This window comes from Bradyrhizobium sp. MI1.4, assembly GCF_055811315.1.
This window is the reverse complement of the sequence record NZ_JBVVPP010000007.1, coordinates 1-14,810: the sequence shown is the minus strand read 5'-3', so window position 1 is coordinate 14,810 and position 14,810 is coordinate 1. Positions and strand designations below refer to the sequence as shown.

The 14,810-nt window shown below is 63.7% G+C and carries 14 protein-coding genes; 8 read left to right on the top strand and 6 right to left on the bottom strand.

Annotated elements, in window-relative coordinates:
- Window positions 1–36 precede the first annotated feature (36 nt).
- The 4 genes from rseP (at window position 37) to fabZ (ending at window position 5,582) form a co-directional block, all read left to right on the top strand.
- Window positions 37–1,188: an RIP metalloprotease RseP gene (gene rseP, locus AC0L23_RS10200; protein WP_085353280.1), complete on the top strand. Its 1,152-nt coding sequence runs from the start codon at window positions 37–39 to the stop codon at window positions 1,186–1,188.
- A 187-nt stretch (window positions 1,189–1,375) separates the two neighbouring features.
- Window positions 1,376–3,931 (top strand): outer membrane protein assembly factor BamA, encoded by a 2,556-nt coding sequence (gene bamA / locus AC0L23_RS10195; protein WP_026232862.1) that lies wholly within the window; start codon window positions 1,376–1,378, stop codon window positions 3,929–3,931.
- A gap of 125 nt (window positions 3,932–4,056) precedes the next feature.
- On the top strand, window positions 4,057–5,124 hold the full coding sequence (gene lpxD, locus AC0L23_RS10190; protein ID WP_085353279.1) for a UDP-3-O-(3-hydroxymyristoyl)glucosamine N-acyltransferase: 1,068 nt from the start codon (window positions 4,057–4,059) through the stop codon (window positions 5,122–5,124).
- Window positions 5,125–5,165: 41 nt separating this feature from the next.
- On the top strand, window positions 5,166–5,582 hold the full coding sequence (fabZ, locus tag AC0L23_RS10185; RefSeq protein WP_050992707.1) for a 3-hydroxyacyl-ACP dehydratase FabZ: 417 nt from the start codon (window positions 5,166–5,168) through the stop codon (window positions 5,580–5,582).
- A 6-nt stretch (window positions 5,583–5,588) separates the two neighbouring features.
- On the opposite strand, the gene AC0L23_RS10180 is transcribed toward fabZ, so the two are convergent.
- Window positions 5,589–5,933: a KTSC domain-containing protein gene (locus tag AC0L23_RS10180; protein WP_085353277.1), complete on the bottom strand. Its 345-nt coding sequence runs from the start codon at window positions 5,931–5,933 to the stop codon at window positions 5,589–5,591.
- A 175-nt stretch (window positions 5,934–6,108) separates the two neighbouring features.
- Here AC0L23_RS10180 and lpxA point away from each other — a divergent pair, with 175 nt between their 5' ends.
- The 4 genes from lpxA (at window position 6,109) to AC0L23_RS10160 (ending at window position 10,570) form a co-directional block, all read left to right on the top strand.
- Window positions 6,109–6,900, top strand: coding sequence for an acyl-ACP--UDP-N-acetylglucosamine O-acyltransferase (gene lpxA / locus AC0L23_RS10175; protein ID WP_085353276.1), 792 nt, complete (start codon window positions 6,109–6,111; stop codon window positions 6,898–6,900).
- A 19-nt stretch (window positions 6,901–6,919) separates the two neighbouring features.
- Window positions 6,920–7,777, top strand: a complete 858-nt coding sequence (locus AC0L23_RS10170) for an LpxI family protein (RefSeq protein WP_085384805.1) — start codon at window positions 6,920–6,922, stop codon at window positions 7,775–7,777.
- Window positions 7,774–8,973, top strand: a complete 1,200-nt coding sequence (gene lpxB, locus AC0L23_RS10165; RefSeq protein ID WP_085353272.1) for a lipid-A-disaccharide synthase — start codon at window positions 7,774–7,776, stop codon at window positions 8,971–8,973. Before AC0L23_RS10170 ends, lpxB begins: the two co-directional genes overlap by 4 nt.
- Before the next feature lie 241 nt (window positions 8,974–9,214).
- The gene (locus AC0L23_RS10160) at window positions 9,215–10,570 is read left to right on the top strand and encodes a serine hydrolase domain-containing protein (protein ID WP_085353269.1); all 1,356 of its coding nucleotides are present in this window, start codon (window positions 9,215–9,217) and stop codon (window positions 10,568–10,570) included.
- A gap of 114 nt (window positions 10,571–10,684) precedes the next feature.
- Here AC0L23_RS10160 and AC0L23_RS10155 read toward each other — a convergent pair whose 3' ends face one another.
- From AC0L23_RS10155 to AC0L23_RS10135, 5 genes are all read right to left on the bottom strand, one after another.
- Entirely contained in the window at window positions 10,685–11,452 is a 768-nt protein-coding gene (locus tag AC0L23_RS10155; RefSeq protein WP_085353267.1) for an SDR family NAD(P)-dependent oxidoreductase, read from the bottom strand.
- Entirely contained in the window at window positions 11,449–12,558 is a 1,110-nt protein-coding gene (locus AC0L23_RS10150) for an ABC transporter ATP-binding protein (protein WP_085353264.1), read from the bottom strand. Before AC0L23_RS10150 ends, AC0L23_RS10155 begins: the two co-directional genes overlap by 4 nt.
- A gap of 10 nt (window positions 12,559–12,568) precedes the next feature.
- Window positions 12,569–13,426 carry a carbohydrate ABC transporter permease gene (locus tag AC0L23_RS10145; RefSeq protein ID WP_473356836.1) on the bottom strand — a complete coding sequence of 286 codons (858 nt, stop codon included), beginning with the start codon at window positions 13,424–13,426 and terminating at the stop codon, window positions 12,569–12,571.
- Window positions 13,419–14,342 (bottom strand): carbohydrate ABC transporter permease, encoded by a 924-nt coding sequence (locus tag AC0L23_RS10140; protein WP_085362119.1) that lies wholly within the window; start codon window positions 14,340–14,342, stop codon window positions 13,419–13,421. Before AC0L23_RS10140 ends, AC0L23_RS10145 begins: the two co-directional genes overlap by 8 nt.
- Window positions 14,339–14,810 (bottom strand): extracellular solute-binding protein (locus AC0L23_RS10135; protein ID WP_473356835.1); only part of this gene is annotated, 472 nt, incomplete at its 5' end. The genes AC0L23_RS10140 and AC0L23_RS10135, both read right to left, overlap by 4 nt.

Here is a 14,810-nt window from a genome sequence, read left to right as displayed (position 1 = left end):
GGGCCAGGGCCTTGCGGCACTGGATGAGGGAATTCGATGATCGACTTTTTCGTCCATAGTTTCAATACGTTGAGCCATGGGCTCCTTGGCTACGCGGTTCCCTTCCTGTTTGTCCTGACCATCGTCGTGTTCTTCCATGAGCTCGGCCATTTCCTGGTCGCGCGCTGGGCAGGCGTTCGCGTGTTAACTTTTTCGCTCGGTTTCGGACCTGAGCTGGTCGGTTTCAACGACCGCCATGGCACCCGGTGGAAGATCTCGGCGATCCCGCTCGGCGGCTACGTCAAGTTCTTCGGCGACGAGAGCGAGGCTTCGACGCCGTCGTCCGAGAAGCTTGCGGCCATGACGGCCGAGGAGCGCGCCGGCAGCTTCCATCACAAGAAGGTCGGCCCGCGCGCCGCCATCGTTGCCGCCGGACCGATCGCCAATTTCATCTTGGGCGCGCTGATCTTCGCTGGCATGGCGCTGTATTACGGCAAGCCGAGCACGATTGCGCGCGTCGACGGTGTCGTCGCCGATGGCGCTGCGGCGGCAGCCGGCTTCAAGATCGGCGACGTCGTCGTCCAGATCGACGGCAAGCCGATCGAAAGCTTTGCCGACATGCAGCGCATGGTTGCGATGAATGCTGGTTCGCCGCTTGCCTTCCAGGTCAAGCGCGACGGTTCCATCGTGTCGCTGACCGCGACGCCGGCGCTGCTCGAGCGCAAGGATCCCTTCGGCAACAGCCACCGTCTCGGCGTGCTCGGCGTCGAACACAAGTCTCAGGCCGGGGAGGCCTCGACGTCGCCGGTCGGCGTCGGCGAAGCGCTCAAGATCGGGGTGGAGCAGGTCTGGTTCATCATCACCAGCACCTTCAAGTTCCTGGGCTCGTTGTTCGTCGGGAACGGCAATCCGAACGAGGTCAGCGGCGTGCTCGGCATTGCCAAGATGTCAGGGCAGGCGGCCAGCGCCGGGTTCCAGTTCGTGATCAACCTCTGCGCGGTGCTGTCGGTGTCGATCGGCCTGCTGAATCTGTTCCCGATCCCACTGCTCGATGGCGGTCACCTTATGTTCTATGCGGCGGAGGTCGCCCGTGGTCGGCCCCTGTCCGAGCGGACCCAGGAGATGGGGTTCCGAATCGGGCTTGGCTTGGTGCTGATGTTGATGGTGTTTGCGACCTATAACGACATCCTGCGAATGGCCGCATCCTGATAGGGGCTTTTTTGTGGCGTTGCCCGGGCGTTGCTCTTGGGCAACGTCTTGGAATGAAAATGAAATTACGGCGCGCTCGACCGTTTGCGGCGTCGGTGAAATTGTCTACAAGCGGCTTGAACTTGGGGAATCTCCAGACCGGCGTTGGGGTTGGGTCTGGTACGGAATGATAAGGGCGCGTTGCGCAATGAAGTTTGGACTGCGACTCCGGGGGGGCTTGCTCGCAACCCTGATCATGTTCGGCGCGCCGGTGCTTGCCCCGGTTGGGGCTGCCTTTGTGTCTTCGTCTGCGCTTGCTCAGACCGTGCAGTCGATTTCCGTCGAAGGAAATCGCCGGGTCGAGGTGGAGACGATCCGCTCCTACTTCAAGCCGGGTCCCGGCGGTCGCCTGGATCAGGGTGCCATCGACGATGGCCTCAAGGCGTTGATCGAGACCGGCCTGTTCCAGGACGTCAGGATCAACCGCGGGGCCGGTGGCCAGATCGTCGTCTCCGTGGTGGAAAACCCGGTGATCGGCCGCATTGCCTTCGAGGGCAACAAGAAGATCAAGGACGAGCAGCTCACCGGTGAAGTCCAGTCCAAGGCGCGCGGCACCTTCTCCCGCGCCATGGTGCAGTCCGACACCCTGCGAATCGCAGAAATCTATCGCCGCTCCGGCCGTTACGACGTTCGCGTCACGCCTGAAATCATCGAGCAGCCGAACAACCGCGTCGATCTCGTCTTCACGGTCGAGGAGGGCGCCAAGACCGGCGTCAAGTCGATCGAGTTCGTCGGCAACAACGCGTACTCGTCCTACCGCCTGCGCGACGTCATCAAGACGCACGAATCCAACCTGCTGAGCTTCCTCGCCAGCAGCGACATCTACGATCCCGATCGGGTCGAGGCCGACCGCGACCTGATCCGCCGCTTCTATCTCAAGAACGGTTTCGCCGACGTCCAGGTCGTCGCCGCGCTCACCGAATACGATCCGGAGAAGAAGGGTTTCAACGTTACCTTCAAGATCGAGGAGGGCTCGCAATACCGGGTCGGCTCGATCGACTTCCGCTCCAGCATTCCCAACTTCGATCCCACCTCGATGCGCAACTATTCGCGCGTCAATGTCGGCTCGCTCTACAACGTCGAATCGGTCGAGAAGTCGGTCGAGGAGATGCAGATCGAGGCCTCGCGTCGCGGTTACGCCTTCGCCGTGGTCCGTCCCGGCGGCGACCGCAATTTCGAGGCGCACACCGTGTCGGTCGTGTTCAACATCGACGAGGGTCCGCGCACCTATATCGAGCGCATCAATCTTCGCGGCAACACCCGTACGCGCGACTACGTGATCCGTCGCGAGTTCGACGTCTCCGAGGGCGATGCCTACAACCGCGCGCTGGTCGACCGTGCCGAGCGCCGCTTGAAGAACCTCGACTATTTCAAGAGCGTGAAGATCACGACGGAGCCCGGCTCGTCGAGCGACCGCGTGATCCTGCTCGTGGACATGGAAGAGAAATCGACCGGCGACTTCTCGGTCTCGGGTGGTTATTCCACCACCGACGGCGCGCTGGCCGAAGTCTCGGTTTCCGAACGCAATTTGCTCGGCCGCGGCCTGTTCGCCAAGGCGGCGGTGACCTACGGCCAGTATGCCCGCGGCTACTCGCTGTCGTTCGTCGAACCCTATCTGCTCGACTACCGGGTCGCGCTGGGTCTCGACCTCTATCAGCGTGAGCAGAGGTCCAACAGCTACATCTCCTACGGCACCAAGACGCTCGGCTTCTCGCCGCGCCTCGGTTTCTCCCTGCGTGAAGATCTGTCGCTGCAGGTGCGCTACTCGATCTACCGGCAGGAAATCACGCTGCCGTCGTACCTCGCGAACTGTAACAACAACCAGTTCCTTGCCGACGGTGTCACTCCGAATCCGGCATTCAATCCAAGCCCGGCTTTCTCCGCGGCGAGTGGTATTCCTCTGGCTCCCTCGACCAACGGCCTCGGCTGCTACAGCGACGGCGAGGCCTCGCTGCCGGTCCGCAAGGAGCTTGCCAACGGCAAGACCCTGACCTCGGCGCTCGGCTACACGCTGACCTACAACACGCTCGACAACAACAAGAACCCCACCGACGGTCTGCTGGTCGATTTCCGGCAGGACTTCGCCGGCGTCGGCGGCGACGTCTCCTATCTGAAGACTGTGGTTGACGCGAAGTACTACACTCCGCTGGTCTCCGATATCGTCGGTCTCGTTCGCCTCCAGGGCGGCATGCTGAACAAGATGGGCAGCGATCTGCGCATGCTCGATCATTTCCAGATGGGCCCGAACCTCGTCCGCGGCTTTGCCCCGAACGGCATCGGACCGCGCGATTTGAACCCCTTCGGTACGCAGGACGCGCTTGGCGGCACCAAGTATTGGGGTGCTTCGCTCGAATTGCAGATGCCGTTCTGGTTCCTGCCGAAGGAAGTGGGTCTGAAGGGCGCCGTCTACGCCGACGCCGGCGGACTGTTCGACTATCAGGGACCGACGACGTGGTCGGTGACCAACGAACTGACCACGACCAAGAATTCGAGCTGCACGCCGTCGACCGTCAATCCCGCTTCGGCTGGAACCTGCACCGGCCTGGTGTATGACAATGGCAATGCGGTCCGGTCGTCGGTCGGCGTCGGCTTGATCTGGGCCTCGCCGTTCGGTCCGCTGCGCTTCGACTACGCCGTGCCGCTGACCAAGGGCAAGAACGACCGTACGCAGGAGTTCCGGTTCGGCGGCGGCACCTCGTTCTAATTCGAACAGCACGGCACGATCCGGACCACCGGAGCCGGTTTCCGAAAGGGATCGTGCCAATCCAGGAGATGAGGCATGATGCGGCTTGGCCGCTTCATGCCGAAGCCGGACCGCGACGGGGTGGAATGGCGCAGCCGACCTTCTTCACACAGCCGCCCGCCTCGGCGCTGGCTGACATCGCCACGCTGACCAAGGCGGAGTTGGTCGATCCCGCCAGGGGCGGCCAAATCATCAGGGGTCTTGCTTCGCTCGACGAAGCCGGCCCGATGCACCTGACGTTCTTCGACAATCTCAAATATGCCGATGAGCTCAAGGCGACCAAGGCCGGTGCTTGCCTGGTGAGCCCACGCTTCGAGGCGCGGGTGCCCGCGCATGTCGCCGTGCTGCGGGCGCCACAGCCGTTCCGCGCCTTCGTCAGGATCGCGCGGGAGTGGCATGGCGACGCGCTCCGGCCGCAATCCTGGACCGGCAACGACGGCATCGCGCCGTCGGCCATCATCGACCCCACCGCCAGGCTCGAGGACGGCGTGATCGTCGATCCCTTGGCCGTGATCGGCCCTGACGTGGAGATCGGCAGCGGCACGGTGATCGGTGTGGGGGCCGTGATCGGCCCCGGCGTCAAGATCGGCCGGGACTGCAATGTCGGCGCACGCACCGCCATCCAGTGCGCGCTGATCGGCAACGACGTGCTGATCCACCCCGGTTGTTCGATCGGCCAGGACGGCTACGGCTTCATCTTCTTCGGCCCCGAGGGCCATCTGAAGGTGCCCCAGACCGGCCGCGTGCTGATCCAGAACAACGTGGAGGTCGGCGCCGGCACCACCATCGATCGGGGCTCCTTGCGCGACACCGTGATCGGGGAAGGGACCAAAATCGACAATCAGGTCCAGATCGGCCACAATGTGACCATTGGCCGGCACTGCCTGCTGGCAGCCCAGATCGGCCTTGCCGGCAGCCTCACCCTCGGCGACAACGTGGCGCTGGGAGCGAAGGTGGGCATCAACAATCACGTCAAGATCGGGGATGGAGCTCAGGTGACTGCCATGAGCGGCGTCAAGGACGACGTTCCTCCCAACGGACGTTGGGGTGGTTTTTTCGCCAAGCCAACCAGGCAGTGGTTCAAGGAAATTTTGGCGGTCGAGCGCTTGGCGCGCGACAGCAAGGCCGATCCGAAGCAGGAGGAACGGGAGTGACGGACGAAGCACCGGTCAGGTTCGAGCTTGTGGACATCAACATGATCCTGCAAACGCTCCCGCACCGTTTTCCGATGCTGCTGATTGATCGCGTGATCAACATCCGCACCGATTACAGCGGCATCGGCATCAAGAATGTCACCTTCAACGAACCGCCGTTCCAGGGCCACTTTCCCGATCGCCCGGTCTATCCCGGCGTCATGATGATCGAAGCGATGGCGCAGACCGCGGGTGTGATCGGCATCAAGTCGGTCGAAGGCACCGAGAAGCCGCGCGCGGTCTATTTCCTCACCATCGACAAGTGCAAGTTCCGCAAGCCTGTGCTGCCCGGCGATACCATCGAATACCACATGCGCTCGATCGGCCGCCGCAAGGCCATGTGGTGGTTTCACGGCGACGCCAAGGTCAACGGCCAGGTGGTTGCGGAGGCCGACGTCGGCGCCATGCTGACCGACTGAGCGGGATCAACTTCTCTGGATGCGCTCGCGCGCAGGACACGCGTACCGGCCGCCGCTGACCTCGCGCTTGATGTTCTGGTTGAAGAACTGTCCCATGGACGGTGCGCCCAGCAGGCGCTCGACCGTGTCGACCGGTACGCCGCAATAGCGGTCATAAACGCCTTCAACGGCCACGACGAGGGCCTGCTGCGCACGGTCGTAACAGACCCGCTGAAGCACCGTGCTGCGGCTGATGTCGCGGCACTCGAACGTCGCGAGGTCGATGGGGCGGTGTTCGGCGGTCTCGATCGTCTCGGAGACGATCGGCGCCGCGGCGAACTGTGCGAGGAGAAGTGCCAGGGCCCTGACCACGATACCTGAAGCTCCGCGTGAACTTGTTGATGACCCGGGAAGGCTGCCTCATCCGGCACTTGAAACACGGAGAGATCATACGTCACTGGACAGATCGGGCATAGTCGCGCTAACCAGCGGAAAACCGAGCGACTTCAACACCTAATCAGACCTTCTTGATGAGTCAGATTGCTTGATGAGTAAGATTGACCCCACCGCACGGATCGCGGACGGCGCCGTGATCGGCGAGGGCACCGAGATCGGCCCCTTCTGCATCATCGGCCCGCATGTCGCGATCGGCAATAACTGCAAGCTGATCGGACAGGTCACCGCCATCGGCCACACCTCGATCGGAGATGGCTGCGTGATCTCGCCGTTCGCGGTGCTGGGCGGGGCGCCCCAGGATCTCAGCTACAAGGGCGAGCCCACGAAGCTTGAGATCGGCTCGGGCTGCACCATCCGCGAAGGTGCGACCATGAATGTCGGCACCATCAAGGGCGGTGGCCTGACGCGCGTCGGCAACGACGGCTATTTCATGAACAACAGTCATGTCGGGCATGACTGCATGGTCGGCAACAACGTGATCTTCGCAACCTCGGCGACGCTCGGCGGCCATTGCGAGATCGGTGACGCCGTCTATATCGGCGGCCTGTCCGCAGTGCATCAGTTCACCCGCATCGGCCCCTATGTGATGGTTGGCGGTGTCTGCGGCGTGCGCGACGACGTCATCCCGTATGGGCTGGTCAACGGCCAATATGCGGTGCTCGAAGGCCTCAACCTGATCGGCATGAAGCGGCGCAAGTTCACCAAGCAGCGGCTTGTGACCGTGCGCGCGTTCTACCAGAAACTCTTCCATGGCCCCGCTACCTTTGCCGAACGCCTGGAGGCGGCGCGGCCGCTCGCCGGTGGAGATCCGGCGATCGGCGAAATCCTCGACTTCATCGGCAAGGGCAAGCGCCCGCTCTGTCTTCCCGCCATCGCGAAGTGATGATGGAATGGCCCCGGGCATGACATCGGCGGCTTCGGAAATTTCATCGCCGGTCGGCGTCGTCGCTGGCGGCGGCGCGATGCCGTTCGCGGTTGCCGACTCGCTCGCCGCCCGCGGCATCACGCCGGTGTTGTTTCCGCTTCGGGGAGCCTGCGATCCCGCGCGGGTAGAGAAATTCCGTCATCGCTGGATCTCGGTCGGCCAGCTCGGCCGCGCCATGCGGTTGTTTCGCGAGGAGGGCTGCCGCGACCTGATTTTCATCGGCACGCTGGTGCGACCTTCGCTCTCGGAGGTCCGGGTCGACTTCACGACGCTTCGGCTGCTCGGCAATGTCATCCGCGCCTTCCGCGGCGGCGACGATCATTTGTTGTCCGGCGTGGGGCGCATTCTCGAGCAGGGCGGCTTTCGCATGGTCGGCATCAAGGATGTCGCGCCCGATCTGCTGATGCCCGAGGGCTGCATCAGCCGCGCCTGGCCGAGCGACACCGGCAAGACCGACATCGAGCGCGGACGCGCGGTGCTGACCGCCCTCGGTCCGTTCGATATCGGCCAGGCCGCGGTCGTGATCGACGGCCATGTGGTGGCGGTCGAGGATATCGAGGGCACCGATGCACTGCTCGCGCGCGTGGCACGGCTGCGCGAAGAGGGCCGCATCCGCGCCGCCACCGGGCGGGGCGTGCTGGTGAAGGTCCCAAAGAGCGGGCAGGATCTGCGCTTCGACCTGCCGACGATCGGCCCGCGCACCCTCGAGGGCGTCGCCGCCGCAGGGCTGGCCGGGATCGCCGTCGTTGCCGGCAACACCATCGCCGCCGAGCCGCAGGCAATGATCGCACTCGCCGACGCAAAATATCTCTTCGTCATCGGCCTGCCGGCGTGATGCAGGGTCGCGATCCCAAGCGCAAGATCTTCCTGATCGCCACGGAGGAATCCGGCGACCGGCTCGGCAGCGCCTTGATGAAGGTGCTGCGCCAGCGCCTCGGCGACGGCGTGCAGTTCGTGGGCGTCGGCGGCCACACCATGGCGCGCCAGGGGCTCGAGACGCTGTTTCCGATCGAGCAGCTCTCGATCGTCGGCTTCGCCGCGGTCGTGCAGCAATTGCCGAAGATCCTGCGGCTGATCCGCGAGACCGCGGAGGCCGTGACCGAAGCCGCGCCGGACGCGCTCGTCATCATCGACAGCCCCGATTTCACCCACCGTGTCGCCCGCCGCGTGCGGACGCGCAATCCGGCGATCCCGATCGTCGACTACGTCTCGCCACAGCTCTGGGCCTGGCGGCCGGGACGGGCGCGGACCATGCTCGGCTATGTCGACCATGTGCTCGGCCTGTTGCCATTCGAGCCGGAGGAATACCGCAAGCTCGGCGGGCCGCCATGCAGCTATGTCGGCCATCCCCTGATCGAGCAATTGCCCTCGCTGCGGCCGAACGCGGAGGAGCAGGCGCGCCGCGACGGCGAGCCGCCGGTCTTGCTGGTGTTGCCCGGCAGCCGCCGCAGCGAGATCAGGCACCATCTCGACGTGTTCGGCGCGACGCTCGGCCGATTGCAGACCGAAGGCCGCGCGTTCGAGCTGATGCTGCCGACCATGCCGCATCTCGAAACCACCATCCGCGAAGGCATCGCGAACTGGCTGGTCAAGCCTCAAATCGTGGTCGGCGAGAACGAGAAGCGCGCTGCCTTCCGCATCGCGCGCGCGGCACTGGCAAAATCCGGCACGGTGACGCTGGAGCTCGCGCTATCGGGCATTCCGATGGTGACGGCCTATCGCGTCGGCGCGATCGAAGCCTTCATCCTGCGCCGCGCGATCCGTGTCTCCTCGGTGATCCTCGCCAATCTCGTGATCGGCAAGGATGTCATCCCGGAGTTCCTGCAGGAAGACTGCACGCCGGAGAAGCTGGCGCCCGCGCTCTCGGAGCTTCTGACCGATTCACCGCTGCGCCGGCAGCAGGTGGAAGCATTCGCCCAGCTCGATACGATCATGTCGACAGGCAACAGATCGCCGAGCGTGCTCGCAGCCGACATCGTGCTGGCGACGATACGCAAGGGTAGGCGGGCAGGCTTGGACGTGTACTCATAAACGTTGGCTTGCCAGCGCAAAGCGGAAGCCTCCTAACCTTGGGCGTGATCGGCGGTTTGTGACCCAGAGCAGACCTCGCGTCGATTTGCATCTCTCATCGTCTCGGTAAGACTGCCAACATCCTCGGTCCACCAAACAACCACGGCAAACCGGGATGTCAGGTGCATGTCAGGATCTGCGCGCAATATCTTGTGCGCTCGCCTAGGTGCGGCCTCCTGATTGGATTTACCTAAAGGGACGCATGCGTCTTGCTCTAAAAATGTTCAGATTTCTTGTCGCGATCTTGCTTCTTGGGATTTTAGGGTTCGCTGGCTGGCTGACCTTCAGCCCACCCAATGGACTAGTGTCCGCCTCGGCTTATGCGGCAAAAATGGTTTGCTCGAATGTGTTCATTGCCGAACGTGATGCGGATGCGGTGATCAAAACCGACCTCGCGTTAACACATCCACGCATTGTCGAACGTCTGAAGATCAACGTCGACACCGCCAACCAGCGTGTCGAGGCGGCATATCGAGGCCTGTTCGCCAAACGCTACGCCCAATATGAGGAAGGACGTGGTTGTACGCTGGTGTCTAAGGACGAAATCCCCGACCGTGCCGAGCCGCCCTCACTGCCCGGAAAGCCTAGTGCGCTCTGGCCGGTCGGCGAGAGTGCTCAATTGTCTGACGACAAACACTTACTGGCGACGCTGAACGATCCGGCTCTCCAGGGGCCGGGCATGCGCGCGATCGTCGTGGTCCAGGACGGGCGCATCATCGGAGAAACCTACGGCGAAGGCTTCAACGCTTCGACGCCCCTCCAGGGCTGGTCGATGACGAAGACCGTGAACGCCGCCTTGGCCGGCATGGCGATCAGGGACGGAAAGCTTTCGCTGGACCGAAAAAATCTGTTTCCGCAGTGGACTGGCGACGCGCACGCGGACATCTCGGTGGCCGATTTGATGGCCATGACAAGCGGATTGAAATGGAGCGAGGACGGTGACTCTCCCGACCCCGACGGGTTAGAAAATCTCGCACATGATGCGGCGGCTTTCGCGCGGGACCGTCCGCTTGTCGCCCCGCCTGGGACGCAGTTCAACTATTCCGGGGGTTCGTCTGTCCTGTTGGCCCGGGTCTGGCAGAACGCGGTTGGAGCGGACGCGCGAGCGTATCCGCAGGAGCGATTGTTCAAGCCTTTGGGCATGACCAGCGCTGTTCTTGAGGCTGACCCTTCAGGCACATTCCTTGGCGAAGCCTTTCTCTTCGCCAATGCGCATGATTGGGCGCGCTTCGGCGAATTCCTGCGCATGAACGGAGAGTGGAACGGTGCTCAGCTTTTGCCGCCGGGCTTTGTCGATTACATGCGCTCGCCTGTGCCAGCGTCCGATGAGGGACATGGCCCGGTCTACGGTCGCGGACAGCTTTGGTTGGGGCCGGGCCAGGGATTCCGACTCCCTACCGACACGTTCATGTTGCAAGGGCACCTGCGCCAGGTGATTGCGATCATCCCCTCGCGTAAACTGGTGATCCTGCGTATGGGTCTCACGCGGGAAGATATCGGGTACAGCGTCGCGAAACTACTGTACGCGATTGTGGCGGCGCGCCGATCGAATGAATGAGCGATTACTTCCGCTTGTGGCCCAACTCGGACCCAGGGAGAGTTACGCCAACGCGACTGCTATCAGATACGGAGCGGACCTCTACGAGGCAGCTCGGGTTTGTGAGTACACGCTCTAGCCGAGACCAGCGTCGACCTGAAAACACTGCCGCGTGATGCGCTGGCTCTCATCGGAGGCGAGGAACAGCGCCATGCTGGCGATGTCGTCGGGTGTCACCGCGTCGGGAATGGCCTGGCGCGTGCGCAGCTCGGCGATCACCTGGTCGTCTGGGTACCACAGCCGGCGCTGACGCTCCGTGATCACCATCCCCGGCGCTATCGCGTTGACGCGGATGCGGTCGGGCCCGAGCGACCGGGCCAGGGAGTTGGTGAAGCCGACGATCGCGGCCTTTGCCGCGGCGTAGACAGGCAGCCCCGGCGCGCCGCGCATCCAGGCAATCGACGACATGTTGATGATCGAACCGCTGCCGCGCGCCTGCATCTGCGGCACCACCGCTTGCGCAGCAAAGAAGACGTGCTTGAGGTTGACGCCGATCATCCAGTCGAATTCGGCCGGCGTCACCTCGGCCAGCACCTGACGCTGATCATTGGCGGCGTTGTTGACGAGGACCGCGGCATCGCCAAGCGATCCCCGGACCTGCGCCATGGCGCCGCGCAAGGCGTCGATGTCGAGGAGATCGCACGGCACGAACAAGGGTACGGTCCCGGCCGCGGCCTTCACTTCCGCGACCAGCGCCCGGCCGGCTGCTTCATCGAGATCCAGGAACGCGACGCGCGCCCCTTGCGCCGCGAACGCCCGCACGAAGGCGGCACCGATGCCGCTGGCGCCACCGGTGATCAACACCACGCGGTCCCTAAGGCCGGCATAGCTCGTTCTTGTCATGCGATCAGTCGCTCCGTCTCGGGGTCGAACAGGCAGATGCGACGCGTGTCGAGCGCGAACGGGGCGGCGGCGCCCGGTGTGGGGCGGATGTCCGGCGTGATGCGCGCCAGCGCAGGCTCGCCGCCAAGCCGCAGCAGCACGATCGTTTCGGCTCCCGTCGGCTCGACCATCTCCACCGGCGCGTTGACGACGACGGGCGGATCGGCGGAGAACACGCGGCTGCCCTCGGCGAGGCATTCCGGCCTGATCCCGACCACCACGTCACGGCCGACGAAAGGGGCCGCCGCGTCGTATTGACCAAGGCGGAGGCGGACCTCGTCCGGCCGTCCCGCGCCGATCACGACCACCGGCCCGCCGGCATCGGCCTCCAGCCGTGCCGGCATCGTGTTCATCGGCGGCGAGCCCATGAAGCGGGCCACGAACAGATTGGCGGGATAGCGATACACGGTATCCGGGTCGGCAAACTGCTGCACCACGCCGCGATGCATCACGGCAATGCGCGTCGCCATCGTCATCGCCTCGATCTGATCGTGTGTGACATAGACGATGGTGGCGCCGATGCGCTGGTGCAGCCGCTTGATCTCCATCCGCATCTCGACGCGCAGCTTGGCGTCGAGATTGGAGAGCGGCTCGTCGAACAGGAAGAGCAGGGGATCGCGCACCAGCGCCCGGCCCATCGCCACACGCTGGCGCTGGCCGCCGGAGAGCTGCGAGGGCTTGCGGCCGAGCAGCGGCTCGATCTGGAGCAGCCTGGCCACATTCGCCAGCGCCTTTTCCTGCTCGGCCTTCGGGACGTGACGGCATTCCATGCCGAAAGTGATGTTCTGGCGCACCGTCATCGACGGATAGAGCGCGTAGGACTGGAACACCATCGCGATGTCGCGGTCCTTCGGCGGAATGTCGTTGACGATACGTCCGCCGATTTCCACGGTGCCTGCGCTCGGGAGGTCGAGCCCAGCGATGATGTTGAGCAGCGTGGACTTGCCGCAGCCGGATGGGCCAACGAGCACGGTGAATTCACCGCTCTCGATGTCGAGATCGATGCCCTTCAGCACCTCCAGATTGGCGTAGCGCTTGGACAGGGAGCGAATGCTTAGGGCTGCCATGACGATCCGATCATTTCACGGCCCCGGCGGTGAGGCCGCGCACGAAATACTTGCCGCCGATCAGATAGATCAGCAGGGTCGGCAGGGCGGCGATCATCACCGCAGCGCTCTGCACGCCATGCTGCGGGATGTCGGCGACCGCGGCGGATAGCGCGATCAGCGCGGCGGTGACCGGCTGCTGCTGACCAGTCGTGAATGTCACGCCGTAGAGAAATTCGTTCCAGATATGCGTGAACTGCCAGATCACGGTGACGACCAGAATAGGCGGCGAGAGCGGCAGGATGATGCGCCAGAAAATACGAAAGAACCCTGCGCCATCGATGCGCGCAGCTCTTATCAGATCCTGCGGGATGGCAGTGTAGTAGTTTCGGCAGAACAAGACGGTAAAGGAGAGCCCCTGGATCGTGTGGATCACGACCAGGCCCGTGAGCGTGTTCATCAGGCCCGTATCGCGCAACACGATGGTCCAGGGAAGCAAGCGCATCTGCTGGGGAAGGAAGAGGCCGAGGGTCACGATGCCGTAGATCCATTTATCGCCGCGAAAACGCCAGAGCGACACGGCGTAACCGGCGACAGCACCGAGCAGGGTCGAGAAAATCGTCGCGGGGATCGTGACGAGCGCGGAGTTCAGCATGTACGGCCGGATGCCGGCGCAGGTCTCGGCGACGCAGAAACCGCTCCAGGCCGCGGCGTAGTTGCTCCACGCCCATTGCTTCGGCCAGCCGATCATCGACGCTTGCGCGATCTCCTCGTTGGTGCGGAGCGAGTTCAGCACGACAACAACCAATGGCGCGAGCCATGCTGCAGCGATCAGCGAGACGACGAGATAGATCAGAATCCGGCTTGGCGCGATGGTTCGCTCACGCATGGATCGCCCGCCGCCGCTGGACATAACGCCACGCTGCATAGGGCAGCAAAACCGCAAGAAGAATGAGCAACATGAGCACTGCCGCCGCCGCTCCGCGTCCGAGCAGGCTGCGCTGGAACATCAGGTCATAGACGACGAGGGCCGGCAGCTGGGTGGCGATCCCGGGTCCGCCATTGGTGAGCGCGCGGACGAGGTCGAAGGTCGAAATCGCGAACTGCAGCTGGATGACGATGACGGTGATGGTGATCGGCCAAAGGGTCGGCAGGATGACACGCCGGTACATTCGGATCGGTCCGGCGCCGTCGATCTGCGCGGCCTTGATCAGGTCGGCGTCGACGGAGCGAAGGCCGGCGAGGAACAGCGCCATGGCGAAACCGGACGATTGCCAGATCGCAGCGATGACAATGGTCCAAATGGCCATGTCGCGGTCGATCAGCCAGTCGAACCGGAAGGAGGTCCAGCCGAGGTCGCGGACCAGCTTCTGGATCCCGAGGCCGGGATTGAGCAGCCAACTCCAGACCGTGCCGGTGACCACGAATGACACCGCCAGAGGATAGAGGAAGATGGACCGCAGCAGGTTCTCGCCGCGAATGCGCTGATCGAGCAGGATCGCAAGGATGAGACCGGTCGCCAGGCTCAGCAACACGAAGGCGCTGCCAAACAGCAGCAGATTGTCCAAGGCAATCTGCCAGTTCCGCGATGCGGCGACCGCAGAATAGTTGCGCAAGCCGACCCAGCCCGAGACCGGGACCAAAGTGGACGGCGTGAACGATATCCAGATCGTCCACAGCGTAAACGCAATGAGATGCGCGGCGGACAACAGCAGCGGCACCCAGATCGTCAGATATTCAGGCAGCCGGCGTACCCAGCCAGAGGCCGCCGGCCGGCCCGGTGTTGTCGAGACGGCGATCGTCAACGTGAGCTCTCGACGGCTTCGGCGAGGCGTATGGCCGCCTGCTCCGGCTTGATCGTCTTGTTCTTCACGTACTCCGTGATCACGTCGATCATCGCTGCGGTCATGCCGTTTTCCTGCGCCATGTTGTGCGCAAGGCTGAGGACGGCCTGATTGCTGGCAATCGCGTCTTTCAGGGCTGCTGCGGTCCGCCGTTGCCCGTCCGACCAGCCTTCGCCGGAGAGATCGACATCGGTGCGTACGGGGATCGATCCCGTGATCTGCGAATACATAGTCTGGATCGCCGGATCCATGACGAGCTGGGCCATCAGCGTCTGGCCGGCCTGCAGGTCGGGCTCCTTGCGCTGCCAGAATATGAAGGCATCGGCGTTCAACAGGAAGACCGGCTTGCTATTGTCGCTCGGGCCCGGGGCGATGATGAAGTCCTCGAACTTGAAGCCGGCGTTGCGCAAGACGCCCTGCGCCCACCCG

Excerpts from the sequence above, each read along its gene's own strand:
- fabZ (WP_050992707.1), top strand. The coding sequence starts at position 5,166 with ATGATCCTGCAAACGCTCCCGCACCGTTTTCCGATGCTGCTGATTGAT.
- AC0L23_RS10150 (WP_085353264.1), bottom strand. The coding sequence starts at position 12,558 with ATGGCAGCCCTAAGCATTCGCTCCCTGTCCAAGCGCTACGCCAATCTG.
- AC0L23_RS10160 (WP_085353269.1), top strand. The coding sequence starts at position 9,215 with ATGCGTCTTGCTCTAAAAATGTTCAGATTTCTTGTCGCGATCTTGCTT.
- lpxD (WP_085353279.1), top strand. The coding sequence starts at position 4,057 with ATGGCGCAGCCGACCTTCTTCACACAGCCGCCCGCCTCGGCGCTGGCT.
- bamA (WP_026232862.1), top strand. The coding sequence starts at position 1,376 with ATGAAGTTTGGACTGCGACTCCGGGGGGGCTTGCTCGCAACCCTGATC.
- AC0L23_RS10145 (WP_473356836.1), bottom strand. The coding sequence starts at position 13,426 with ATGCGTGAGCGAACCATCGCGCCAAGCCGGATTCTGATCTATCTCGTC.
- rseP (WP_085353280.1), top strand. The coding sequence starts at position 37 with ATGATCGACTTTTTCGTCCATAGTTTCAATACGTTGAGCCATGGGCTC.
- AC0L23_RS10170 (WP_085384805.1), top strand. The coding sequence starts at position 6,920 with ATGACATCGGCGGCTTCGGAAATTTCATCGCCGGTCGGCGTCGTCGCT.
- lpxA (WP_085353276.1), top strand. The coding sequence starts at position 6,109 with ATGAGTAAGATTGACCCCACCGCACGGATCGCGGACGGCGCCGTGATC.
- AC0L23_RS10155 (WP_085353267.1), bottom strand. The coding sequence starts at position 11,452 with ATGACAAGAACGAGCTATGCCGGCCTTAGGGACCGCGTGGTGTTGATC.